Annotated in this window: 20 protein-coding genes, 3 pseudogenes and 1 other annotated feature; of the genes and pseudogenes, 2 read left to right on the forward strand and 21 right to left on the reverse strand. The window is 38.6% G+C overall.

The window, feature by feature from the left end; translation table 11 throughout:
- Positions 1 to 30 precede the first annotated feature (30 nt).
- From ileS to typA, 14 genes and pseudogenes are all read right to left on the reverse strand, one after another.
- On the reverse strand, positions 31 to 2,823 hold the full coding sequence (gene ileS, locus HMPREF2933_RS02095) for an isoleucine--tRNA ligase (RefSeq protein WP_070672423.1): 2,793 nt from the start codon (positions 2,821 to 2,823) through the stop codon (positions 31 to 33).
- Positions 2,824 to 3,085: 262 nt separating this feature from the next.
- A complete protein-coding gene (locus HMPREF2933_RS02100; protein WP_024052065.1) occupies positions 3,086 to 3,871 on the reverse strand; it encodes a DivIVA domain-containing protein in 786 nt (261 codons plus the stop codon).
- Between the two features lie 9 nt (positions 3,872 to 3,880).
- Positions 3,881 to 4,672, reverse strand: a complete 792-nt coding sequence (locus HMPREF2933_RS02105; protein WP_070672428.1) for a YlmH family RNA-binding protein — start codon at positions 4,670 to 4,672, stop codon at positions 3,881 to 3,883.
- Positions 4,673 to 4,676: 4 nt separating this feature from the next.
- Complete coding sequence (locus HMPREF2933_RS02110) at positions 4,677 to 4,940, reverse strand: YggT family protein (RefSeq protein WP_003033872.1); 264 nt, start codon at positions 4,938 to 4,940, stop codon at positions 4,677 to 4,679.
- A 4-nt stretch (positions 4,941 to 4,944) separates the two neighbouring features.
- Positions 4,945 to 5,310 (reverse strand): annotated as a pseudogene (locus HMPREF2933_RS02115) (cell division protein SepF); the annotation flags it as partial.
- 86 nt (positions 5,311 to 5,396) lie between these two features.
- Positions 5,397 to 5,487: pseudogene (locus tag HMPREF2933_RS10580) on the reverse strand (cell division protein SepF); the annotation flags it as partial.
- Between the two features lie 9 nt (positions 5,488 to 5,496).
- Complete coding sequence (locus HMPREF2933_RS02120; protein WP_003033946.1) at positions 5,497 to 6,168, reverse strand: YggS family pyridoxal phosphate-dependent enzyme; 672 nt, start codon at positions 6,166 to 6,168, stop codon at positions 5,497 to 5,499.
- A 1-nt stretch (position 6,169) separates the two neighbouring features.
- On the reverse strand, positions 6,170 to 7,444 hold the full coding sequence (gene ftsZ, locus HMPREF2933_RS02125; RefSeq protein WP_024052067.1) for a cell division protein FtsZ: 1,275 nt from the start codon (positions 7,442 to 7,444) through the stop codon (positions 6,170 to 6,172).
- 18 nt (positions 7,445 to 7,462) lie between these two features.
- On the reverse strand, positions 7,463 to 8,848 hold the full coding sequence (gene ftsA, locus HMPREF2933_RS02130; protein ID WP_024052068.1) for a cell division protein FtsA: 1,386 nt from the start codon (positions 8,846 to 8,848) through the stop codon (positions 7,463 to 7,465).
- Between the two features lie 122 nt (positions 8,849 to 8,970).
- Complete coding sequence (locus HMPREF2933_RS02135) at positions 8,971 to 10,032, reverse strand: cell division protein FtsQ/DivIB (protein ID WP_024052069.1); 1,062 nt, start codon at positions 10,030 to 10,032, stop codon at positions 8,971 to 8,973.
- Positions 10,029 to 11,099 carry a UDP-N-acetylglucosamine--N-acetylmuramyl-(pentapeptide) pyrophosphoryl-undecaprenol N-acetylglucosamine transferase gene (locus tag HMPREF2933_RS02140; protein ID WP_070241564.1) on the reverse strand — a complete coding sequence of 357 codons (1,071 nt, stop codon included), beginning with the start codon at positions 11,097 to 11,099 and terminating at the stop codon, positions 10,029 to 10,031. Before HMPREF2933_RS02140 ends, HMPREF2933_RS02135 begins: the two co-directional genes overlap by 4 nt.
- 1 nt (position 11,100) lies before the next feature.
- Positions 11,101 to 12,453 (reverse strand): UDP-N-acetylmuramoyl-L-alanine--D-glutamate ligase, encoded by a 1,353-nt coding sequence (murD, locus tag HMPREF2933_RS02145; RefSeq protein ID WP_024052071.1) that lies wholly within the window; start codon positions 12,451 to 12,453, stop codon positions 11,101 to 11,103.
- A 73-nt stretch (positions 12,454 to 12,526) separates the two neighbouring features.
- A complete protein-coding gene (locus HMPREF2933_RS02150) occupies positions 12,527 to 12,811 on the reverse strand; it encodes a DUF3165 family protein (protein ID WP_024052072.1) in 285 nt (94 codons plus the stop codon).
- 64 nt (positions 12,812 to 12,875) lie between these two features.
- On the reverse strand, positions 12,876 to 14,717 hold the full coding sequence (gene typA, locus HMPREF2933_RS02155) for a translational GTPase TypA (protein ID WP_003025716.1): 1,842 nt from the start codon (positions 14,715 to 14,717) through the stop codon (positions 12,876 to 12,878).
- 177 nt (positions 14,718 to 14,894) lie between these two features.
- Here typA and HMPREF2933_RS02160 point away from each other — a divergent pair, with 177 nt between their 5' ends.
- Positions 14,895 to 15,620, forward strand: a complete 726-nt coding sequence (locus HMPREF2933_RS02160; protein ID WP_024052073.1) for a 16S rRNA pseudouridine(516) synthase — start codon at positions 14,895 to 14,897, stop codon at positions 15,618 to 15,620.
- A 20-nt stretch (positions 15,621 to 15,640) separates the two neighbouring features.
- Here HMPREF2933_RS02160 and HMPREF2933_RS02165 read toward each other — a convergent pair whose 3' ends face one another.
- From HMPREF2933_RS02165 to HMPREF2933_RS02175, 3 genes are all read right to left on the reverse strand, one after another.
- Positions 15,641 to 16,021, reverse strand: coding sequence for a rhodanese-like domain-containing protein (locus HMPREF2933_RS02165; protein ID WP_024052074.1), 381 nt, complete (start codon positions 16,019 to 16,021; stop codon positions 15,641 to 15,643).
- Entirely contained in the window at positions 16,015 to 16,239 is a 225-nt protein-coding gene (locus HMPREF2933_RS02170; RefSeq protein ID WP_003025724.1) for a YqgQ family protein, read from the reverse strand. The genes HMPREF2933_RS02165 and HMPREF2933_RS02170 overlap by 7 nt, the downstream gene beginning before the upstream one ends.
- Before the next feature lie 273 nt (positions 16,240 to 16,512).
- The gene (locus HMPREF2933_RS02175) at positions 16,513 to 17,040 is read right to left on the reverse strand and encodes a Dps family protein (RefSeq protein ID WP_003032411.1); all 528 of its coding nucleotides are present in this window, start codon (positions 17,038 to 17,040) and stop codon (positions 16,513 to 16,515) included.
- Positions 17,041 to 17,193: 153 nt separating this feature from the next.
- Between HMPREF2933_RS02175 and HMPREF2933_RS02180 the strand changes: the two genes are divergently transcribed.
- Positions 17,194 to 17,853 carry a prepilin peptidase gene (locus tag HMPREF2933_RS02180; RefSeq protein WP_024052075.1) on the forward strand — a complete coding sequence of 220 codons (660 nt, stop codon included), beginning with the start codon at positions 17,194 to 17,196 and terminating at the stop codon, positions 17,851 to 17,853.
- Between the two features lie 160 nt (positions 17,854 to 18,013).
- On the opposite strand, the pseudogene trpB reads toward HMPREF2933_RS02180, so the two are convergent.
- The 4 genes and pseudogenes from trpB to HMPREF2933_RS02200 form a co-directional block, all read right to left on the reverse strand.
- A pseudogene (gene trpB / locus HMPREF2933_RS02185) lies at positions 18,014 to 19,222 on the reverse strand (tryptophan synthase subunit beta).
- A 52-nt stretch (positions 19,223 to 19,274) separates the two neighbouring features.
- Positions 19,275 to 19,509, reverse strand: a binding site (T-box leader).
- Between the two features lie 73 nt (positions 19,510 to 19,582).
- Entirely contained in the window at positions 19,583 to 20,113 is a 531-nt protein-coding gene (locus HMPREF2933_RS02190; RefSeq protein WP_024052078.1) for a VanZ family protein, read from the reverse strand.
- The gene (gene rlmN, locus HMPREF2933_RS02195; protein ID WP_024052079.1) at positions 20,106 to 21,188 is read right to left on the reverse strand and encodes a dual-specificity RNA methyltransferase RlmN; all 1,083 of its coding nucleotides are present in this window, start codon (positions 21,186 to 21,188) and stop codon (positions 20,106 to 20,108) included. The genes HMPREF2933_RS02190 and rlmN overlap by 8 nt, the downstream gene beginning before the upstream one ends.
- Positions 21,189 to 21,228: 40 nt before the next feature.
- Entirely contained in the window at positions 21,229 to 21,792 is a 564-nt protein-coding gene (locus HMPREF2933_RS02200) for a YutD family protein (RefSeq protein WP_024052080.1), read from the reverse strand.
- Between the last annotated feature and the right edge of the window lie 18 nt (positions 21,793 to 21,810).

Genomic DNA, 21,810 nt, shown 5'->3' on the forward strand with positions numbered 1-21,810 from the left:
ATTACCGATTTTTGTCCCACTCCCTTTTGATTATTTTGTTTCAAATCCTTCTGTAACTGCTTGCGCAAAATGTTCTTCAACGATTTCTGCACAGTGGTCACAAACAATTGCATGATAGCTACGTTCTTTGACTGTTTCATCTACCCGACGGCAACGTTCACAAACTTGTCCTTCTGCATGCTCAACTGTAAAAGCTACATCCTCGAAAGCAATAGCACTTTCAGGAGCTTCCCCGTCTGCGATTGTTAATTTAGAGACAATGAGAAGTTGCGCAACGTCGCTATTAACCGCTTCAAGTAGCATTCTCACGACTTCATTTGGATAAACAGTCAAGTGAGCTTCCAAGGATTTTCCAATCACTTTTTTGTTACGTGCTTCTTCCAAAGCTTTTTGCGCTTGACTACGGAAGTTCATAAAGGCTGTCCAAGTATCTAACAGTTCTTCCTCATTAGGGAAAGTCAACGCATCTGGCAATTCCGCTAATTGAACAAATTCTTCTGGCTCATGTTCTAAGTAAGACCAGATTTCTTCTGCTGTATGTGGAAGAATTGGGGTCAACAATTTTGTAATTTTTACTAAAATATCATAAAAGACGGTCTGCATTTGACGGCGTTCCAATGATTTAGCTGCTTCAATATAGACAACATCTTTTGCAAAATCAAGATAAAAAGCTGATAAATCAACTGTCACGAAGTTTACAATCGCTTTGTAAATATCTAAAAATTCAAAGTCGGCATAAGCCTCACGAATCGTCTTGACAAGTTGATTAAATCGAACGGTCATATACTTATCAACAGAGCGAAGGTCATCATAAGCAACAGCGTCTTCTTTTGGATTAAAATCAGAGGTATTCGCAATCAAGAAGCGCAAGGTGTTACGGATTTTTCGGTAGGTTTCAGACACTTGACCAAGAATATCCATAGAGATACGCACATCGTTGCTAGAATCCACACTCGTCACCCAAAGCCGCAAGATTTCCGCACCAAATTGTTTTTCAACATCACTTGGAGAAATCGTGTTGCCGAGAGACTTCGACATTTTCTCGCCTTTACCGTCCAAAGCAAACCCTTGTGAAAGAATTTGTTTATAAGGAGCTACACCATGGTTGGCAACCGATGTGATAAGCGATGAGTTGAACCAACCACGATACTGGTCTGACCCTTCAAGATAAAGGTCAGCAGGATAAGTCAATTCAGGACGATTGACCACCACACCATTCCAAGAAGAACCAGAATCAAACCACACGTCCATGATGTCCGTTTCTTTAGTGAATGTACCATTTGGTGATCCTGGATGAGTAAATCCTTCTGGAAGCAAATCTTTCGCTTCTCGTTGCCACCAAATGATAGAGCCATGTTCCGCAAAGAGCTCAGCCACATGCTCAATTGTTTGCTCTGTCATAATCGGTGTGCCGTCCTCCGCATAGAAGATTGGAAGTGGCACTCCCCAAGCCCGCTGACGCGAAATGACCCAATCTCCACGGTCACGGATCATATTGTAAAGACGAACTTTACCCCATTCAGAGTGGAACTTCACTTTTTCAATCTCATCAAGAATTTCCTGACGGAATTTTGAAACTGAAGCAAACCATTGCGGTACCGCACGCCAAATAATTGGCTTTTTCGTCCGCCAGTCAAATGGGTAGGAGTGAGAAATTTCTTCTTGCGCAAGGAGAAGTTGACCTAACTTTTCAATTACTGTAGGAACTACCTTGTCATAAAATTGCCCTGCAAAATCTGGGCCAGCATTTTCCATCATGATACCACGTTCATTGACTGTAACGGCTACTTCTAAGCCATTTGCAACTCCAACATTGTAGTCGTCCTCACCAAAACCAGGAGCTGTATGGACAATCCCTGTACCTGAATCTAGTGTAACGTGGTCACCAAGAATCACCAATTCATCTACTTCCTCATCCCACGGGTGCTCTGTCACGATATGGTTCAGTTCAGCACCGCGATGAGTTGCCAAGACCTCCACATCTTCCCAGCCAAATTTTTCAGACAAGCTATTGAGCAAGTCAGCAGCAACAACAAATTTACGGCTTTCCCCAGCTGGTTTTACCACAACATAATCAAAGTCAGCACCTACTGTCAAACCGCGAGAAGCCGTAATAGTAAATGGTGTTGTCGTCCAAACTACAATATAAGTATCTGTATCTAGCACATTTTTGCCGTCTTTTACCTTATTTGCATAGTAAAGAGAGGTTGAAACCAAATCATGATACTCAATTTCTGCCTCTGCAAGAGCTGATTCAGATGACCATGACCAATAAACCGGCTTCGCACCGCGGTAGATATAGCCTTTTTTCGCCATTTCTCCAAATACGCGAATTTGAGCAGCTTCATAATCCGGAGTCAACGTCACATACGGATGCTCCCAATCACCAGAAACACCTAAGCGTTTGAAATCTTCCCGTTGCTTGTCTACTTGACTCAGTGCATAATCGCGACAAAGTTTTAAATACTCTGCCAAATCTATTTCTTTGCGTTTCACACCTTGCTTCGCTAGGACTTGCTCAATTGGAAGGCCATGAGTATCCCAACCTGGAATGTAAGGTGCATAGTAGCCAGACATCGATTTTGAACGCACAATAATATCTTTTGAAATCTTATTCATGGCATGACCAACGTGAATATTTCCATTAGCATACGGAGGCCCGTCGTGAAGTGTGAAGTGCGGTTTTCCTTCATTCAATTCTTGACGGCGTTGATACAATTTTGCATCTTCCCATTCTTTTTGCCAAAGAGGTTCTTTATTCGGCAAACCAGCACGCATTGGAAAAGCTGTTTTTCCAAGATTAAGAGTTTCTTTTAATTTCATAAGTTCTCCTTTTTCATATTAGTAACAAATTAAAATAAAAAAACCACAAATTCATCCAAAGGACGAAAATTCGTGGTACCACCTTCATTTAGACAAGAATAAGATTCCTATCCCTCTTACTCGTAACGTGAGTTAAGCGTTAAATCTTACTGTTTTCAGATTTAAGTTTGCAAAATGATAATCCTAACAAAAGGAATTACAGGTCTCTCACCGTCACCTGCTCGCTGCGAATATTTTGTTAGCATCTTGTTTTTACATTCTCTTATAAAATATCTACAGATTCTATTGAAGTAGCTTCTGAGTTATCTGTTGAAGTCTCAGCATTTGTCAGATTTAATCCTAAGACAGACTCATCTAATGTTTCAAACGCTTGTGTTTCGGCTAATTCACGATTTGCTTCTTCAATGCGTCTTTGTAATTCTTCCATTTCCTCTGGAGAGAACTGACGCGTCACATCCACTTCATCTTCTTCTGGAGTCGTTACGACTTCACCCAAAGCAGACTGAACAACTTCTTTAAAGGCTTCATCACTAGTCTGCAAGTAAGTAGCTGTTGGGCGAAGAATATCTTCCCATTCTGAAGAATTCACAATGCTTAATTGACTTTCAATGGTTGATTTTAAACGTTGGTGGAAAACACGCGTTTTATTTTTCAACTCTTCTGTTTCAACAGCCACTTTCTTAGCATTATCAGTCGCTTGACGAAGAATTTCATTAGCCTTGTATTTTGCCTCATCCAACAAATGTTGGGCTTCTTGCTCAGCCTTATGAACAATGTTTTCAGAACGGTCATTTGCCGCTTGTTTTACACGTTCTGCTGTATCTTGTGCAATCAATACAGACTGGCTAAGGGAATCCTTCATCTCGTCAAAATAGGTCAAACGTTCTTCCAGATTTTTAATTTTTGACTCTTGTTCATGATTGACACGCACTAAATCTTCGTAATCTTGGACAATGATATCAAGAAATTCATCTACTTCGTCAACATCATATCCTCTAAATTTATGAGCAAAAGCTTTATCTTTAATTTCTAATGATGTAATAGCCATATTTTCTCCTTACTTACTAGACAATAATTCAACAGTTAATTTGTACTTTCCATTTTTTGAAAAGCCATTTTCTCTTAAAACTTTTACTCTCCCATATCCTCGTACACTAATCAAGTCATTTAATAACAAATGATGACTGGGATTATCCAGCGTAGAATAGTTTACCTTAACTTGCTTTGTTGCTATCAGCCGAGTGGCAATGCTTCGTGACAAATGAAATGAGGCAGCTACCACTTTATCCAAACGCATACTAGAGACAAGCACATCTCTTAGTTTTGAATCAGTTTGAGCGATAATTTGTTGTGAAAAATCTACTTGCTTTAATTTTACAGGTATCTTTGCTATCCTTGAGATATGATCGATGAAAAATTGAGTAAATTTCTTATCTACCATAATTTGTGCTCTACCTGAAGCTACAAGAATATCACCAAAAACTTTACGTTCAATCCCTAATTGATTCAATAACGTTCCCATTATTTGCGAATGGGTGAAATGGTGAAATTTATTCGCATAGCTGATTTCTAACAGATCCATTTCAAAATCATTTAATTGCAACTCATAGTAGAGAGGAGCAATAATGACTTTAGCAAATTCACTCGTATAATAATCCGAACTTGAAAACATTTGCAATTGTAAGCGATTCCCAAGATTTCGCAAAACTTCAACTTGATGTGGATTTACAAATGAAGTCACTTCAAAAGAATAAGAATCTTCAACTCGCTGCATCTGTTCTAAACTTTTATCAACAAATTCACGATCTTCTTCAGCAAAATGTTGGTATAAATATTTGGTATTCTTCATGAATTTAAGCTAAAAGCAAAAGGGCATTCAAAATGATGCCAGAAACAAAATTCAGAAGAAAGATAACGACAAGAACCGTCCAATCAATCCCAGCAAATTGTAGGTTGAAACGTTGAAATGGTTTTAAAACAGGCTCTACTATCCGCAGAATCAACTGACCAAACGACGTTTGATAGGCACCTGGAAACCATGATAAAAGAGCATACACCACTAAAATAAATGAATATAATCTCACTAAATTATAAAGTATATTTACAATCCAAACCATGTTTTTATCTACGTTTCATATCAAAATCAAATTCGCCACTTTGTAAATCCTCAGGTAATTTCAAATCCTCAACATTTACAACAACATTGATTGGTGTTAAAAGGTACATTGTACTTGCAACTTTTTTTATATTTCCTGCAAGCACATAACGAGCACCATCCAAATAATCCAAACAACGACGAGCTTGCACTTCTGTCATATATTGAAAATCAATCAAAATGCTTTCATTAACAATTAACAAATCAACAATTTCAGTTGTTTCTTCATATTTTCTTGGATAACGAACATTGATTGTCACTTTGTCATCTGAAATTGTCCGATGTTGTGCCAATTCTTGCTGACGTGCATGCAGACGAGTAATGTTCTCATTTGCTCCCGACTTTGTAGAAGATTGTGAAGAGCTACTCGCTGTATGTACTAGTCTTTCTTTGGTAGGTGTAGATTGATTACTCACACGTGGTGGCAACTCTGGCGTTTGAACGCTTGCGTCTTCACCATCTTCTGTAAAGTAATCAATGAATTTATCAAATCTATCTTTAAGAGACATAATACTTTCCTATTTAAAAAATGCAATACCAATTCTGACAAAAGTCGAACCATTTGCAATAGCTATTGCATAATCACGGCTCATTCCCATACTTAAATCAGTAAAAGGCATATTAGGTAACTGTTTACGTTGTAATCTTTGCTGTAATTTATAGGCTTGTTGGAAAATGGCATTTAATTCCGCTTCATCTGCTTCAATCGGTGCCATTGTCATCAAACCTACAATCTGAATGTTTTCAAGTTTTTCTAGCTCAGGTAAAATCGTATCTATTTCCTCTATAGCAAAACCATGTTTACTAGCTTCTTTGGAAATATTTACTTGTAAAAAGCATTTAATGATATGTTCAGCTCTTTTGTTGATTTCTTGAGCTAATTTTACTGAATCTAAGGCATGGAAATAGTCAACATAATTGATGACATCTTTCACTTTCCGCCTTTGAAGTGTACCAATTAAGTGCCAAGTTACACGTTCATCTTTCAGAGCCTGATATTTCTCTAGAAATTTATCAACTCGATTTTCACCGATATGATGAATTCCTGCTTTAACCAGCTCTTTAGCAGTAGAGCTGTCAACATATTTGGTGACAGCTATTACTTCTACTGAATTTTTTGAGCGATTGGCTTTTTGAGTAGCTTGCGCTACATTTTCCAAAACTTGATATGTATTCTTTTCTAAATCCATTTTAACGGTTTTTAAAGAAAGGTGGTGTTTCTAATTCATCGTCATCAGAACTAGTGTCTTCATAACGCTCTATAGCTGGTGCAGCACTCGCATCTGTTGAGCGAACAATATTTTCACGACGCAAATCCCAATCACCAAATGCTGAAGCCTGTGGCGCTTCTGTCCGTTGACGACTTGGCTTTGGAACTTCAAGATGTTCAGTCAAATCAAAGTTACGGTCATAACCTTGGCTTCCTCTAGAATTACGATTTTCACGAGTTCCAGCTGCATAAGAATTTTGTTGAGCAACTGGACGAACACCACTTACTCGATCAATTTTTTCTTGACGAACACCCGTTGCAACAACTGTCACACGAATTTCATCTTTCATGCTATCGTCAATAGAAGTACCCAACCAAATATTAACACCATGACCTGCTGCTTGATTGACGATTTCTGATGCTTCTTCTGCTTCAATCAAGGTCATATCAAGACCACCTGTAACGTTGATAATGACATCTTCAGCTCCATCAATCGTTGTTTCAAGAAGCGGTGAATAGATAGCCTTACGTGCAGCTTCAATAACACGTTCTTCGCCACTACCAATACCGATTCCCATAAGAGCATCACCTTTATTTGCCATAACGGTTTTTACATCGGCAAAGTCAAGGTTAATAAGTCCTGGGCTTGTAATCAAGTCCGTAATTCCTTGTACACCTTGACGAAGGACATTGTCTGCTTCGCTCAATGCTTCAAGAAGAGGAGTTTTCTTATCAACAATTTCAAGTAAATTATTGTTTGAAATGATAAGAAGTGTGTCTACATGCTCACGAAGTTCATTGATTCCTTCAATAGCAAAGTTACCACGCTTACTTCCTTCAAAGCCAAACGGACGAGTAACAACTGCAACAGTTAAGGCACCAAGACCTTTTGCAATACGAGCAATAACTGGTGCAGCACCTGTACCAGAGCCACCGCCCATACCAGCAGTAATGAACACCATATCAGCTCCCGTAAGAGCTTCCGTCAACACTTCTTCGCTTTCTTCAGCCGCTTTACGACCGATTTCAGGCTGTCCTCCAGCACCTAGACCGCGAGTCAACTTTGGTCCAAGCTGAATAACTGTTTCTGCTTTTGAGCCACTCAGAGCTTGCACATCTGTATTGGCAGCGATAAATTCAACGCCTGATACTCTTTCATCAATCATGCGGTTAATGGCATTACCACCACCACCACCGATACCAATAACTTTAATTACTGCTCCCTGTGCCGCAGCTGCATCAAATGAAAATGTCATAATGTATTACCTTCTCCTTTAATCAAACATATTGCCAAGTAGATTTCGAACACGATCTGTCAATTTTTCTTTTGGCTGTTGAGATTGTGTTGGAAGTGGTTCTGGACGTTCAACTTCTTCTACTGCTTCATCAACCAAAGACGCAGTTGGCTGTTGTGGTTGAGTAAAGCGTTGCAACGGATTGAACGACTGACTTTGCTGTGTTGAACGAGAGAATTCAACTGGCTGATGCCGTAAAAGTTCATCACCATGAACAGCAGCTTGTGCTAGAACATCCACTTCAGATAAGTTTCCTGCATACTCTGATAAACTAATAACATGGGCAAACGCTGGATTACGAATACCGATTTGATTTGGAACATATAATTTAACGGGAACACCGAAAACTTCTTGTGCCAATTCAACCACGCCCGGCAAAATCGCACCGCCTCCAATAATAACAATACCACCTGGAAGCTCTAATAAATGTCTTCTCTCTAAATCTTGCTTGATTTGTTCAAAGATATGTTTAACACGCGCTGAAATAATTTCTGCTAAATAACGCTCTGTCACTTCAACTGGTTCCACTTCACCAATTACTTCCACTTGGAAAGACTCATTGCTAGCGGCAGGTACGTATGCTTCTCCATAGTTAAACTTCAAGCTCTCTGCCAACTTCTTAGATGTTTTTAAAACCTTAGAGATGTCTTTTGTAACATATTCGCCACCTTCTTGATAGATATTGGTAAATTGTAATTCTTGATTGCGAACAGAAGCTGCAGTTGTTTGGCCGCCCCCCATATCAATGACAGTTGCACCAAACTCACGCTCTCCTTCATTCAGAACGGATTTTGTCATAGCGAGCGGAGAAATGATAATGTTTTCAACTTGAACTCCTGCACGCTCAACCGTTTTTCTCAAATTATGAAGAATAGTACGTGGACCTGTATATAGAAGACCACGCATTTCTAAACGAATTCCCATCATTCCGCGAGGATCACGAATTCCTTGAAAACCATCTACGATGAATTCCTCTGGAATAAAGGTAATAACTTCCCGGTCTGGAGTCATACTTTTTGTCAAAGCAGATCGTACAACATTTTCAACATCTGCATCTGTAATTTCTTTCGTTTCACTTGTCACAGGAATCATACCTTGTGTTGCTTCAATCTGCAACAGGTTAGCAGGCAAACCAACGTTCACCAACTTAATGGAAATTCCTGCTTTTTCTTCTGCTTGTGAAATTGCTGATTTTATAGCACTTGCTGCCGCTTCGATATCTACAATAATACCATCTTTTACGCCAGCACTTTTTGCATTACTAACTCCGATTACGTTTAATTCATTGTTTACATGTTCTGCTACCAAGACCTTAATGGAGCTGGTTCCTATATCTAATCCTGTAAAAAAGCCATCTCTAGCCATTAGACCATTCCTCTCTATCTACCAAGTTTCTCACTTATCAATTTAACTATCAAAAAGCTATAGTTATTCAAAGCATATTATAACATAAAAAAATAAAAATTGGGTAGATTTTCTGCATTATTTTAGCTATTTCTATAACTAAATATTCCTGCTTCCATATCCACAACACTTGTTTCCGTCAATTGTGGTTTAATTTTTTCATAATAAGGTAGTTTTTTAGCTACTTCTGACAAAGGAACTAAGATTTTATTTCCATCTGTCATAGTGATTGTCAGCAAATCCTCAGTCGCTTTACTTGGTGTATGCTGAACCGTTTGAATTTCTGATTTGATTGTATTAGAAATACCTGATAATTGTTGCACAAATTTCTTAAGCATTGCTTTATCTGAAAAATCAAGTGTTATATAACTTTTTGGCAACTGGGATTTTTTAACCGGAGTAGCAATTTCTTCTCCACTAGATAATACTAGGAAATACTGCTCCCCAGAATAATCATAAGCAACAACCGTGTATTCTGTTACTTTTACTTTAAATGTAATTGGAAATTGGTAACTTATCTCTGCTTTTTTCACCCATAGACTTGACAATTTAATATTTCTAGCATGTGCCTTTTGACTTAAATATGTCGTCAAGGTGTAATCCTCTTTTTGAATACTAGAAGCATCCAGCACCTCTGTTTTTGAAAGCTGTTTATTACCCGTTACCTCTATATTCTTTAATTTTGAATAGGGACTTATAAAATAAACAGCTAAAATTAACAAAATAGAACTTAGAATCAATACTGGTAAAGCACGGTAAACATGGCGAGGAGCGATTTGTTCTCTTGTCTCTTTTGCTTCCCGCTTAGCTTGTTTGCGTTCTGCTTTCTTCTTTTTTCGCAAGGCTGCTTTATCAAGAGGTTCATCTTGTTCTTCCTCAGAAGTTTCTGTCTCGGTAGGCTTTTCTGCCTCCTCTGACTCGTTCTCTTGAGTATCCGCTGTCACTTCTTCTGCACTTTCATCATTCTTTTCGACTTTCTTTTTTTCAGAATTTGGCAAATGCTGCTTTTTTTGCTCTGCTAGTTCTTTCACTTTTTCAGCTTCTTCTTGAGCCTTTTTTTTAAGGTATTCCTTGTTTCTTTTTTGCCACTCAGAAAGTTTTTCTATTTCTTGCTCTTTCTGATCCTCTTGCTTCTTTTTTGTCATTTTCTTCCTTTGTTCATGTCATTTTTTAAAAGGTTATAAAATTCATCTAACGATTTTATTTCGTGGGACTGTTTCATGTTTTCTTCATAAAATTCTTTCTGTTCAAGCAACTCTGTTATCATTTTTTGAAGATTTTCCAAATTCAATTGAGACTCGTCTAATTTTTTAGCATAACCTTTTTTTACAAAATAATCTGCATTTTCAATCTGATCACCGCGACTTGCTTCGCGTCCCAAAGGAACAATTACATGGAGTTTTGCCATAGCCAACAATTCAAAAATAGTATTAGATCCGCCACGTGTAACAACGACATCCGCCAAATCCATCAACGGTTGATAGAGATCAGTCACATAGGCAATTCGGTACAGATGATTTGATAATTCATCTAAATGAGCATCGCCTGATAAATTGATAATATTGTAATGCTGAGTTAGCTCTGCTTTATTTGCCGTTACAAAATCATTAAAAACCTTTGCTCCCGCTGATCCACCAACAAACAGAAGTGTCGGAAAGTTTTCATCAAAACGCTGCCGAATCGCTTGAATCTGCTCATTTGGAGCAGTTGTTTTTTCTCCTACTTTTGTCACAGCTCCCACATGCTCAATTTTTGTCAACGCATGGGCTTGTTCAAAAGTAGAATACATTTTTATCGCACATTTGTAAGCAATTTTATTTGCTAGACCAATAGAGAGGTCTGATTCATGTACATAAACTGGAATCCCAGCTAAGCGAGCTGCAATGACAGGAGGAACTGATACAAAACCACCTTTAGAAAAGAGAGCTTGCGGACGAACCTTTAGCATAATTCCTAAAGATTGCAAAATGCCCCAAGCCACTTTGAATACATCTAACATATTTTGCCAAGAAAAGTAACGTCGTAATTTCCCCGTCGCTATAGAATGAAAAGCGATGTCCAACCCCGACTTCTGGATTTCTTGGTATTCAATCCCATGCTTATCACCAATATAGTGGACTTGCCATCCTGCTTCTAGGAATTTTGGAATGAGCAAAAGGTTTAGAGTCACATGACCAACCGTCCCTCCACCTGTAAATATAATCTTTTTCATCTTAACCCTTTAATTCTTCAAATGTTGCAATAAATTCATCGCCACGAACTTCAAAATTTGGATACATATCCCAGCTAGCATTTGCAGGACTGAGAAGAACAATGTCACCTGCTTGTGCTTCAGCAAAAGCTTTTTTCGTCGCATCTTTCACATCAGCAGCATCCATATAGCTAACACCTGCTTTATCCGCTGCTCTCTTGACACGTGCTGCAGATTCTCCAAGAATAACCATTTTCTTCAATCCTTGAATATCTGGCACCAATTCGTCAAATTCATTGCCACGGTCCAGCCCACCAGCAATCAAGATGACCTTACTATTGTCAAAACCAGATAAAGCCTTTTGCGTTGCAAGAATATTTGTGGATTTGCTATCGTTATAAAATTTAACATGGTTGATTTCACCGACATATTGGAGACGATGTTTAACACCGCCAAAACCTGCCAAAGTTTCTTTGATGACTTGATTTTCAATGCCACGCAGTTTCGCAACTGCAATAGTTGCGAGGGCATTTTCAACATTATGACTGCCCGGAACGCCAAGCTCATCTGCTGCCATAACAGGCTCTCCACGGAAGGTCAACATGTTTCCCTCTAAGTAAGCGCCGTCTACCTTTTCTGTCGTTGAAAATGGTACAACGGTTGCTTGCGTCTTTGCAGCCAGCTCTTTCGCTAATGTTTGGTTGAAATTCAATACGAGGAAGTCAGATTTGCTCATATTTTTTTGAATGTTCCATTTAGCCGCCACATAATTTTCAAAAGAGCCATGATAATCAATATGAGTTGGCATCAAGTTGGTAATCACTACAATCTCTGGGTGAAAGGTTTCAATACCCATGAGTTGGAAAGAAGACAACTCCATGACTAGAGTATCATTTTTGGTTGCAGTTGTTGCAACTTGACTGGCTGGAAAACCAATATTTCCAGAAAGTAGACCACTTTGACCACCTGCAGTCAAGACTTCCGCAATCATTGTTGTCGTTGTTGTTTTTCCATTAGAGCCCGTAATCCCAATAATTGGAGCATCTGAAATCAAATAAGCCAACTCAACTTCAGTGATGACTGGGATTTCCTTTTCCAATGCTTTCTTGACCATAGGGTTGTCGTAACGAATACCAGGATTTTTGACCATTAGTTCAAATTCTTCATCCAAGAGTTCCAAAGGATGACCACCTGTTACTACTTTGATGCCTTCTTCAAGAAGAGACTGTGCAGCAGGATTTTCCTCAAATGGCTTTCCGTCATTCACTGTGACAATCGCTCCCAACTTATCTAGTAAACGAGCAGCGGATTCACCAGACTTGGCCAAGCCTAAAACTAAAACTTTCTTATTTGCAAAATTTGTAATGTGCTTCATAACATGCCTCTTTTTAATTCTTCTGTATCTATTTTACCTTTTTTTCAGAAAATAAAAAAGCCTTTACGGCTTTTTATTCTTGTCTGTTACGAAGTTTTGAGCGAAACGATACTTTTCTATCTTTTTGTGACAATTTTGAAATATCACGTAGAGAAAAATAAGCTACGCCAATCATTGCAATTCCTACGAAAAATTCAGACGGTAATTGAAAAATCTGAAATACTGCCAATCCTAATAAAATGATAAAAGCGACTAGAGCAATCACTAAAACTACTACATTTAAAGTCCCTTTAATGCTTTGCGGAGTAGCAAAAATGTAAAATAATAGAATGAGAATTCCAAAGATTAAATAAAACATTTCTGCTCCTTTCTAGCCTATTTACTTCTTTAATATATTAGCAACGAAGCAAATCGTCCTTTCATTATTCAGCTGATTTTTTCTTTTTAGCAGCTTTGGCACGTTGATTTTTATCAAGAATTTGTTTCCGCAAACGGATCGATTCTGGTGTCACTTCCATGTATTCGTCATCATTCAAAAATTCGAGTGATTCTTCCAATGTCAAAATACGAGGTGTTTTTATAACCGCCGTTTGATCTTTCGTTGCAGAACGTACATTAGTCATTTGTTTGGCTTTTGTAATATTGACCGTCAAGTCGTTTTCACGTGAATTTTCACCAATAATCATTCCTTCGTAAACTTCTGTACCTGGATTAACAAAAATGGTTCCACGTTCCTCAATAGACATGATTGAATAAGTCGTTGCTTTTCCTGTATCAATCGAAACAAGAGCTCCGCGACGGCGTCCGCCAATCTCACCTGGAATCAATGGTAGATATTGGTCAAAGGTATGGTTCATAATCCCGTAACCACGCGTCATAGAAAGGAATTCAGTTGAGTATCCAATCAAGCCACGCGCAGGCACAAGGAAAATCAAACGTGTTTGTCCGTTTCCGGTAGCCACCATGTCTAACATTTCACCCTTGCGCTCAGAAAGACTTTGGATAACCGAACCTTGGTATTCTTCTGGGGTGTCAATTTGCACACGTTCAAATGGCTCACATTGCACACCGTCAATTTCTTTGACGATAACTTCTGGGCGCGATACTTGTAACTCATAGCCTTCACGGCGCATGGTTTCAATTAAGATTGATAAGTGCAATTCTCCACGACCTGACACAATCCATTTATCTGGTGAATCAGTCGGATCCACACGAAGTGAGACGTCCGTTTGCAATTCCGCTTGCAGGCGTTCCTCAACCTTACGAGATGTTACCCATTTCCCTTCACGACCAGCAAATGGTGAATTGTTCACCAAGAAAGTCATTTGCAGCGTTGGTTCGTCAATGTGAAGAATTGGCAATGGTTCTACTGCATCTGTCGGAGTAATCGTTTCTCCAACAAAGATATCTTCCATACCAGACACGGCAATCAAATCACCTGCTTTGGCTTCGTCGATTTCACGACGTTCTAGTCCAAAGAAACCAAATAGCTTGGTGACACGGAAGTTTTTCGTTGTGCCGTCTAGTTTAGAAAGTGTCACTTGGTCTCCAACTTTTACAGTCCCGCGGAAAACACGGCCAATCCCAATACGACCTACAAAGTCATTGTAGTCCAAAAGAGAAACTTGGAATTGAAGTGGCTCGTCTGAATTATCCACTGGTGCTGGAATATGATCAATAATAGTATCAAAAAGCGGTGCCATAGTGTGCTCTTGGTCAGCAGGATCGTCTGACATAGAAGACGTTCCGTTGATAGCAGAAGCATACACGACAGGGAAATCCAATTGGTCATCATCTGCACCCAGCTCAATGAAAAGTTCCAAGACTTCATCCACCACTTCTGCAGGGCGTGCAGATGGTTTGTCAATTTTATTGACCACAACAATCGGCACTAAATCTTGCTCAAGAGCTTTTTTTAATACAAAACGAGTTTGTGGCATGGTTCCTTCATAAGCATCAACAACCAAAACAACCCCGTCCACCATTTTCATAATCCGCTCAACTTCTCCACCGAAGTCCGCGTGTCCTGGAGTGTCCATGATATTGATACGAACACCGTTGTAAGCAACAGCTGTATTCTTAGCAAGAATGGTAATTCCGCGTTCTTTTTCAAGATCGTTAGAGTCCATTGCGCGTTCTTGCAACTCTTTGCGTTCGTCCAATGTATGTGATTGCTTCAATAATTCGTCCACCAGCGTTGTTTTCCCGTGGTCAACGTGAGCGATAATAGCGATATTGCGAATATCTTCTCTTAATTTTGTCATTTTATCCTCTAAATCTTAAGTTTTATTTCTAACTGAACAATTATACCACAGATTACAGTAAAAAACACGGTTAAACCGGGTGTAAATGTTTTCATTAGAAAATCAATGCCCGACAAATTTATTTACATTCTTTATTGCAAAATTATGATATGATAAGAAAAAAACAAAGGAAACTGTATGCGTTTAGATGTTCTACTAGCTCAAGCTCACATTAGTCGTAAAAAAATGAAGCAAGCTCTCCTAAAAAAGAAAATCTTGGTAGATGACTGTCCTGCTCGAAAACTCAGTCAAAATGTTGATACAGGTCTGCAGACGATTACGCTAGAAGAACAACCTGTTCTGGGCAAGCCTCATCAGTATTTTATGATGAATAAACCCCTTGGTGTCGTGACAGCTAACTCCGATGCCAAATCCCAAACGGTTCTAGATCTCATCAAACCAGAAGATTTCAATGATAAGTTATATTCTGTCGGGCGACTAGATCGAGATACTTCTGGACTGCTGTTAATCACTGACAACGGTCCGCTCGGTTTTCAATTGCTTCATCCTCAATATCACGTCACAAAAACATATGAGGTTGAAGTTAATGGTCCCCTAGACGACCAAGCAGTGCAATCCTTTCAAAAGGGCATCGTTTTTCTTGACGGAACAAGTTGTAAACCAGCTACTCTTACAATTCATTCTTCTAGCTCAAACAAAAGCAGTGCAACTGTCACTATTTCTGAAGGAAAATTTCACCAAATCAAAAAGATGTTTTTAACTGTTGGTGTCAAAGTTACTTCTCTTAAACGAACGCATTTCGGAGATTTTGAATTAAACCCAAACTTAGCCACAGGAGAATACCGAGTATTGAACCAAGCAGAACTCGAAATAGTGAGGCACTATCTAGAAAAAAGCTATTAAAAGTGAGCAACCCGCTTGGATTACTCACTTTTGATTTTTCCTTTCCATCCATCTAGTCCTGTAGAGAGGATGTAAATATTTTGATAACCTTGTTTTTTTAATAGAATAGCTGCATTCATCACACGTTGTCCACGACTATTTTCATATAGTAAAACAGTCTTGTCCTTACGAATCGCTCCTAAGCTTGTTTTTAATTGCTGTGACGGAATATTTCGTGCCCCTAAAATATGTTTACGACGAAAATCGGCTGGATCTCGTAAATCAATTAACTGACCTTGACGAATCATATCACCAAATTCTGCATTGTCTACTACCTTAGCCGCACGACGAACACGAATATAGTTAAAGCCCATCCAGCCTAACGTTCCAACAATAATTGCCAATAAAATCCAGTTTAACATGTTTTCTCCTCATTCTTCTTCAAATATTGTAACTCCAACTGATGTTCCTTTCGCAAGACCCGCTCAGCTTCTAGATAGTCCATTCTTTCTATCAAGCCCGCATCATAAATCCTCTCTAACTCAATTTTCATCATTTCAATATCATACAAGCGCTTACCCATATAGATAATAATGCCAAAACTTTTGAGGTATTGCTGCACATCATAAAGTGTTTTCATGAGGCTTATTTTACCAGAATTTTAGGAGTATTTCAAGGTTGAAAAGAACTCATTTTGTAAGTAAAACATTCTTCAAGTGCTCAAAAACAACAAAAAAGCCGCCGATTGGGCGACTCTTATAGGGAGATTATTATGAAAAAGAAAAGTTTAGGATTTTTATCAAATAAAGTTAGGAGGTCTTCATCTGATGATGTTAGTATAACGCCACCTCCTTAAACTTATCTTAAATTCTAAAAGATTTTAAAAATTTATTTTCTACTCTCAAAAATTTACTTACAAACCCGGAGTTTGACCGATTTCTGCTGTTAACATCCAGATATTCTTTTCAAGTTCTGCTTTTGCACCGACAAAAATATCGTTGGTCACATCATCCCCTTCTTCATCTGTTACATCCAGAGCTTCTTGGTAGAGGCCTACCAAGTAACGGAAGATTTCGATGACACGTTCCAAACTTTCTGCAACATTCTTACTGAATTTTCCTTCTTTTTCTTCAATATTGCTGTGTTGGATAAATTCACTCAAAGTTGAATACGGCGTTCCACCTAAAGTAATCAAACGTTCACTTACTTCATCCAAAGTCGTATCCAAGGTTTCCATGTACTCATCCATCTTAGGATGCCAAACCATAAAACCAGCTCCACGCATGTACCAATGTACTTGGTGAAGAGCAATGTGAGCGGTGTATAAATCCGCTACCACTTGGTTTAAAACTGCTTTTGTTTTGGGAAGAGACTTACTGAAAGACTCAACACTTGAGAAAGTTGCAACATCTTTTGCTGCTTCATTTTTTAGATTAACCATTATCCTACCTCGCTTTTATTTAGAATGATTATAATCTTTTTGATTATGATTTAATTATAATGTTTCTAAATAAGAAAGTCAAATGATTGAACTCAGAAATTTCTTTTATTAGAAAAGTTGCAATTTTTTAGAATTATTTGCGAATAAAAAAGTATGATTCATTTTTATTTTTTCTTGGTTGGAAGCATTGTGGCTTCTTTTTTAGGGCTGGTTGTTGATCGCTTTCCTGAACAGTCCATTATCGTTCCTTCCAGTCATTGTAATGCTTGTGGGCAGAAATTAGCACCTCGTGATTTAGTCCCTGTCCTTTCACAGCTTATCAATCGACTGCGCTGTCGGTTTTGTCAGTCAAAAATTCCCATTCGCTACTTGATATTAGAGTTGGTAGGTAGTTTACTCTTTCTCGCAACTTCCTTAAGCTACTTAACTATCAGCCAACTTGTCTTGCTCATAATGGGAATTACACTAGCTCTTTATGATCAAAGAGAACAGGAATATCCTATCCTCATTTGGTTGTTCTTTCATCTTCTTCTCCTATTTTTGGTAGGTTTTAATCTTCTAATGATTAGTTTTTTAGCCCTTGGAATAGTAGCTTTTTTCTTTGACTTACGAATTGGCGCAGGAGACTTTCTTTTTCTAGCTTCTTGTTCAACTGTTTTCAAGTTGACAGAGATTCTTTGGCTGATTCAAATTGCCAGCTTAGTGGGCTTATGTCTCTTTTGCTTAAAAAAGAGAAAAGACAGGATAGCTTTCGTTCCCTGTCTTTTGATTGGAGTGATTGTTCTACTTATGTATGAGTTGTTACTTCAATAAAATTAGAATGACATCCTATCATGAGGCTAGGATGGATGTATCCGGATTCTCGAAATAAGAGAGCGATGATTACAATTTTCAAATTTTAGTTTTTAGACATAATTTTCCCAGATTTCATAATTTTTGGGGAATAATGTACCAGCAATCATGGTCGTCTATTTCACTCTTGATTTTTCATGTTTCTTTTTTCTAAATAATCAGCAATAGCGGCTACATCTTTATCACCACGCCCAGATACATTGACAATGATAATCTTGTCCTTACTCAATCGAGGCGCGCGTTTAACTGCTTCTGCAATATCGTGGGAACTTTCAATGGCAGGAAGGATCCCTTCTTTTCGCGTCAACAATAACAGTGCATCTACTGCTTCATCATCTGTCGCAGCCACATATTCAACTCGACCTAAATCTTTAAAAAAGGCATGTTCAGGACCAACTCCCGGATAGTCCAATCCAGCGGAAATAGAATAAACAGGAGCCACCTAACCGTCTTCTGAAAATACAGCATACGTTTTCATGCCATCAATAACTCCAATGGACCCTTTAGTCATTGTAGCCGCATGCTTGTCTGTATCCAAGCCATGACCAGCTGCTTCAACACCAACTAAATTGACTTCTTTATCTGCCACGTATTCAGAAAATGCTCCAATTGCATTAGAACCTCCGCCGACACAGGCAATAATATAATCTGGTAGACGACCTTCCTTATCTAGAATTTGACGGCGGGATTCCTGACTAATAACCTTTTGAAACTCATGCACAATCGTTGGATAAGGATGAGGACCAACAGCCGAACCCAGGACATAAAAAGCATCTAAATCTGTCATCCAAGCAGCAAAAGCAGCATCCACCGCATCCTTTAATGTTTTAGTCCCTGTTTCGACCGCATGGACAGTTGCTCCCATCATTTCCATTCGGAAAACATTCAATCGCTGGCGTTCCACATCTTCTGCTCCCATATACACATCGCATTTCATGCCAAACTTAGCAGCCGCTGCAGCTGTTGCTACTCCATGTTGACCAGCTCCAGTCTCTGCGATAACTCTACTCTTACCCATTCGTTTTGCTAGGAGAATTTGCCCTAAAACATTGTTTAATTTATGAGAACCTAGATGATTCAAGTCTTCTCGTTTGAGATAGATTTTTGCACATCCTAAATAGTCCGTCAAACTTTCTGCAAAATAAAGCGGTGTCTCTCGACCTGCATAATCTGCTAAATAACGATGATATTCTGCTAGGAATTCTGGATCTTTCTTATACTTTTCAAATGTCCCCTCTAGCTCGTCTAATAAAACTTGAATCAGTTCCAGTACAAAGCTACCACCAAATTGACCAAAATATCCTTTATTTCTACCATGATGCCTCCTCACAATCTTTAGTATTCTTGAATTTAAACAACAAAATGCCCCCACACAAAAACTGTGTGAGGGCGTATGAGCGCGGTACCACCTCAATTATGGGAAAAGTAGACCTTATCCGCATATCTCTATCTTGTCTATCAACAAGTTGCACTATAAGGTGTGCTCACCGAATTTTTATCGTTTAAAATTCATATCATTTACATCAGCCCATTTCATAAATATCTACTACTTGTTTACACCTAGCACAAGCTCTCTGGAAGTATCAATTTACTACTTTTCTGATGTTTGAGCATTATTATAGAGTTTTTCTACCATTCTGTCAATAAAATAGTGAAAAAGCATCCTAAATCCGAACAATAACCCTTATTTTTACTTAGAAGTCAGAAACTTATCTTTCCAATGGCTGACACAAGTCTTATACAACAGAAAAGCCAGATATCCGCCTAATGTATTTGTCCATAAATCATCTATTTCAAAAACACGATTGGCATCAATTAAAATATCTAACAAAATCTGTGTACATTCAATGAAAAGGCTTATCGCAAAGCTGACAGAGAGTACACGTTTGGTATTTCGCAAGTTCGGAAACAACCAGAGAAGCTGAAAAATCAGTGGGCTCAGCAGAAATATATTCATTAGATTTTGTACAAAAACTTTGACCAATTGAAAGAAGGACGTAATTTGCCCAAGATTGATAAAAGAATTAAAAGGAATGAGAAGCACTACAATACGACCAAACTGCTGAATTCCCGGTGTTTCCATTCCCTTTTCTGGCACTTGAGGGAGAAAACACATCAGACATAATAATAAAATGTAGAAAATGCTTCCCCAAGTAAGAAAAGTACGTCCCTTAACGGTTAATTCACCATCTGTTTTCAATAGATTGTTCAATTTAAGCATGCTTGGTAAGAGCTTTCTCCTTGTCTTGCTTCATGGTGTTTGAGCGCAATTGACCGCAGGCTGCATCAATATCTGTCCCATGCTCCTGACGAACAACACAGTTAATACCATTCTTTTTCAGAGTATCGTAGAAAGCCATTACACGTTCTTTGGGACTGCGACTGTATTGATCATGTTCGCTAACCGGATTGTAAGGAATCAAATTGACATACGATAGCTTTTTGATGTTTTTGAGCAATTCAGCCAATTCCAATGCCTGCTCTACTCCGTCATTGACTTCATTTAACATAATATATTCAAAGGTCACTCGGCGGTTGGTCGTTTCAATATAATATTCAATTGCCGCAAATAACTTCTCAATTGGAAAAGCACGATTGATTTTCATAATGCTAGAACGCAATTCATTATTGGGTGCATGAAGAGAAACAGCTAAATTAACCTGCACCCCTTCGTTTGCAAAATCACGAATTTTATGTGCTAGACCGGAAGTGGAAACCGTAATGTGACGAGCTCCGATAGCCAGCCCCTTGTCATCATTGACAGTTCGCACAAACTTGAGAACATTGTCATAGTTATCAAAAGGCTCGCCAATCCCCATAACAACAATATGGCTGACGCGCTCACCTTGTCCACGCTCATCAAAATATTTTTGCACCAGCATAATCTGAGACATAATTTCCCCATTATTCAAGTCACGCTGCTTTTTAATCAGCCCGCTGGCACAAAAAGTACAGCCAATATTGCAGCCAACCTGAGTAGTTACACAGACCGACAGACCATAGTGCTGACGCATGAGAACTGTTTCAATCAACATACCGTCTGGCAATTCAAAGAGATATTTGACTGTTCCATCAGCCGATTCCTGCACAATTCGTTGCTTCAGTGGATTGACAACAAATTCATCTTCTAATTTTGCTAATAACCCCTTTGAAATGTTTGTCATTTCTGCAAAAGACTGAACCCGTTTGCGATAAAGCCACTCCCAAATCTGGCTGGCTCGAAATTTCTTTTCTCCTTGACTTTCTACCCAATCTATCAAATCCTGACGGGTCAAGCTATAAATCGATGGTTTCATTTTTTCTCCTTCATTTCGTTACAAAACCCCATTCCATACACTATTTTTGACGAATGACAAAGTGGCGCTGGCTGCTTGTTTGTTGTTGCTTCGTTGAACTTTGCTTTCTTGATCTTTGCTTTTGATTTTGTCGCTTACTGCGCTGGCGATTTTCTCGCCTGGGTTGTTCTTCTTTATAGGAGCGAGCTTGTTTAGAACGACGTGGCTTGTTCTCACTTTCTTTCTTGTGATGTGATTTTTTATCAAACGATGCGCAACGCGGCTGTAAATTTTCCAAGACAAAATAAGCACAGCCATAATTGCAGTATTCTAGTAAATATTCTTCTAAACGGCTGATTTTTTCTTCACTTTCATTTGCCTTGTCATCTTTATAAAATCCACGCAAACGCAACTGCTCATTTCCCCAGTCGCCAACAATATAATCAAATTTTGTTAAAATTTCTGAAAAGCGCTGATTAAAAGCCGTTATATCAAAACCTTCCTTGAAAGTCTCTACCAAGTCAAATTCAATTGTCTCAGTCAAGATTTTGGTTCCTATTTGCCGAAACTCCGGTCCAGGAAATTTATTGTAATTGTATAATTCAGGTGCAATTTCTTTTCGCATAGTCATCCTTTATCACCT

Origin of the sequence: Streptococcus sp. HMSC066F10, assembly GCF_001813805.1 — a bacterium.
Classification (GTDB): Bacteria; Bacillota; Bacilli; order Lactobacillales; family Streptococcaceae; genus Streptococcus; species Streptococcus vaginalis.

Bases quoted from the DNA above. Each gene is read 5' to 3' on its own strand.
- HMPREF2933_RS02140 (WP_070241564.1), bottom strand. From the start codon at position 11,099: ATGAAAAAGATTATATTTACAGGTGGAGGGACGGTTGGTCATGTGACT.
- rlmN (WP_024052079.1), bottom strand. From the start codon at position 21,188: ATGAAACCATCGATTTATAGCTTGACCCGTCAGGATTTGATAGATTGG.
- HMPREF2933_RS02150 (WP_024052072.1), bottom strand. From the start codon at position 12,811: ATGTTTTATTTAATCTTTGGAATTCTCATTCTATTATTTTACATTTTT.
- HMPREF2933_RS02165 (WP_024052074.1), bottom strand. From the start codon at position 16,021: ATGTTAAACTGGATTTTATTGGCAATTATTGTTGGAACGTTAGGCTGG.
- typA (WP_003025716.1), bottom strand. From the start codon at position 14,717: ATGACAAAATTAAGAGAAGATATTCGCAATATCGCTATTATCGCTCAC.
- HMPREF2933_RS02120 (WP_003033946.1), bottom strand. From the start codon at position 6,168: ATGGATTTAGAAAAGAATACATATCAAGTTTTGGAAAATGTAGCGCAA.
- HMPREF2933_RS02180 (WP_024052075.1), top strand. From the start codon at position 17,194: ATGATTCATTTTTATTTTTTCTTGGTTGGAAGCATTGTGGCTTCTTTT.
- HMPREF2933_RS02110 (WP_003033872.1), bottom strand. From the start codon at position 4,940: ATGGTTTGGATTGTAAATATACTTTATAATTTAGTGAGATTATATTCA.
- murD (WP_024052071.1), bottom strand. From the start codon at position 12,453: ATGAAGCACATTACAAATTTTGCAAATAAGAAAGTTTTAGTTTTAGGC.
- HMPREF2933_RS02135 (WP_024052069.1), bottom strand. From the start codon at position 10,032: ATGACAAAAAAGAAGCAAGAGGATCAGAAAGAGCAAGAAATAGAAAAA.
- HMPREF2933_RS02100 (WP_024052065.1), bottom strand. From the start codon at position 3,871: ATGGCTATTACATCATTAGAAATTAAAGATAAAGCTTTTGCTCATAAA.
- HMPREF2933_RS02200 (WP_024052080.1), bottom strand. From the start codon at position 21,792: ATGCGAAAAGAAATTGCACCTGAATTATACAATTACAATAAATTTCCT.
- HMPREF2933_RS02175 (WP_003032411.1), bottom strand. From the start codon at position 17,040: ATGGTTAATCTAAAAAATGAAGCAGCAAAAGATGTTGCAACTTTCTCA.
- HMPREF2933_RS02170 (WP_003025724.1), bottom strand. From the start codon at position 16,239: ATGAAAACACTTTATGATGTGCAGCAATACCTCAAAAGTTTTGGCATT.
- HMPREF2933_RS02190 (WP_024052078.1), bottom strand. From the start codon at position 20,113: ATGCTTAAATTGAACAATCTATTGAAAACAGATGGTGAATTAACCGTT.
- ftsZ (WP_024052067.1), bottom strand. From the start codon at position 7,444: ATGACATTTTCATTTGATGCAGCTGCGGCACAGGGAGCAGTAATTAAA.
- HMPREF2933_RS02105 (WP_070672428.1), bottom strand. From the start codon at position 4,672: ATGAAGAATACCAAATATTTATACCAACATTTTGCTGAAGAAGATCGT.
- ileS (WP_070672423.1), bottom strand. From the start codon at position 2,823: ATGAAATTAAAAGAAACTCTTAATCTTGGAAAAACAGCTTTTCCAATG.
- ftsA (WP_024052068.1), bottom strand. From the start codon at position 8,848: ATGGCTAGAGATGGCTTTTTTACAGGATTAGATATAGGAACCAGCTCC.
- HMPREF2933_RS02160 (WP_024052073.1), top strand. From the start codon at position 14,895: ATGCGTTTAGATGTTCTACTAGCTCAAGCTCACATTAGTCGTAAAAAA.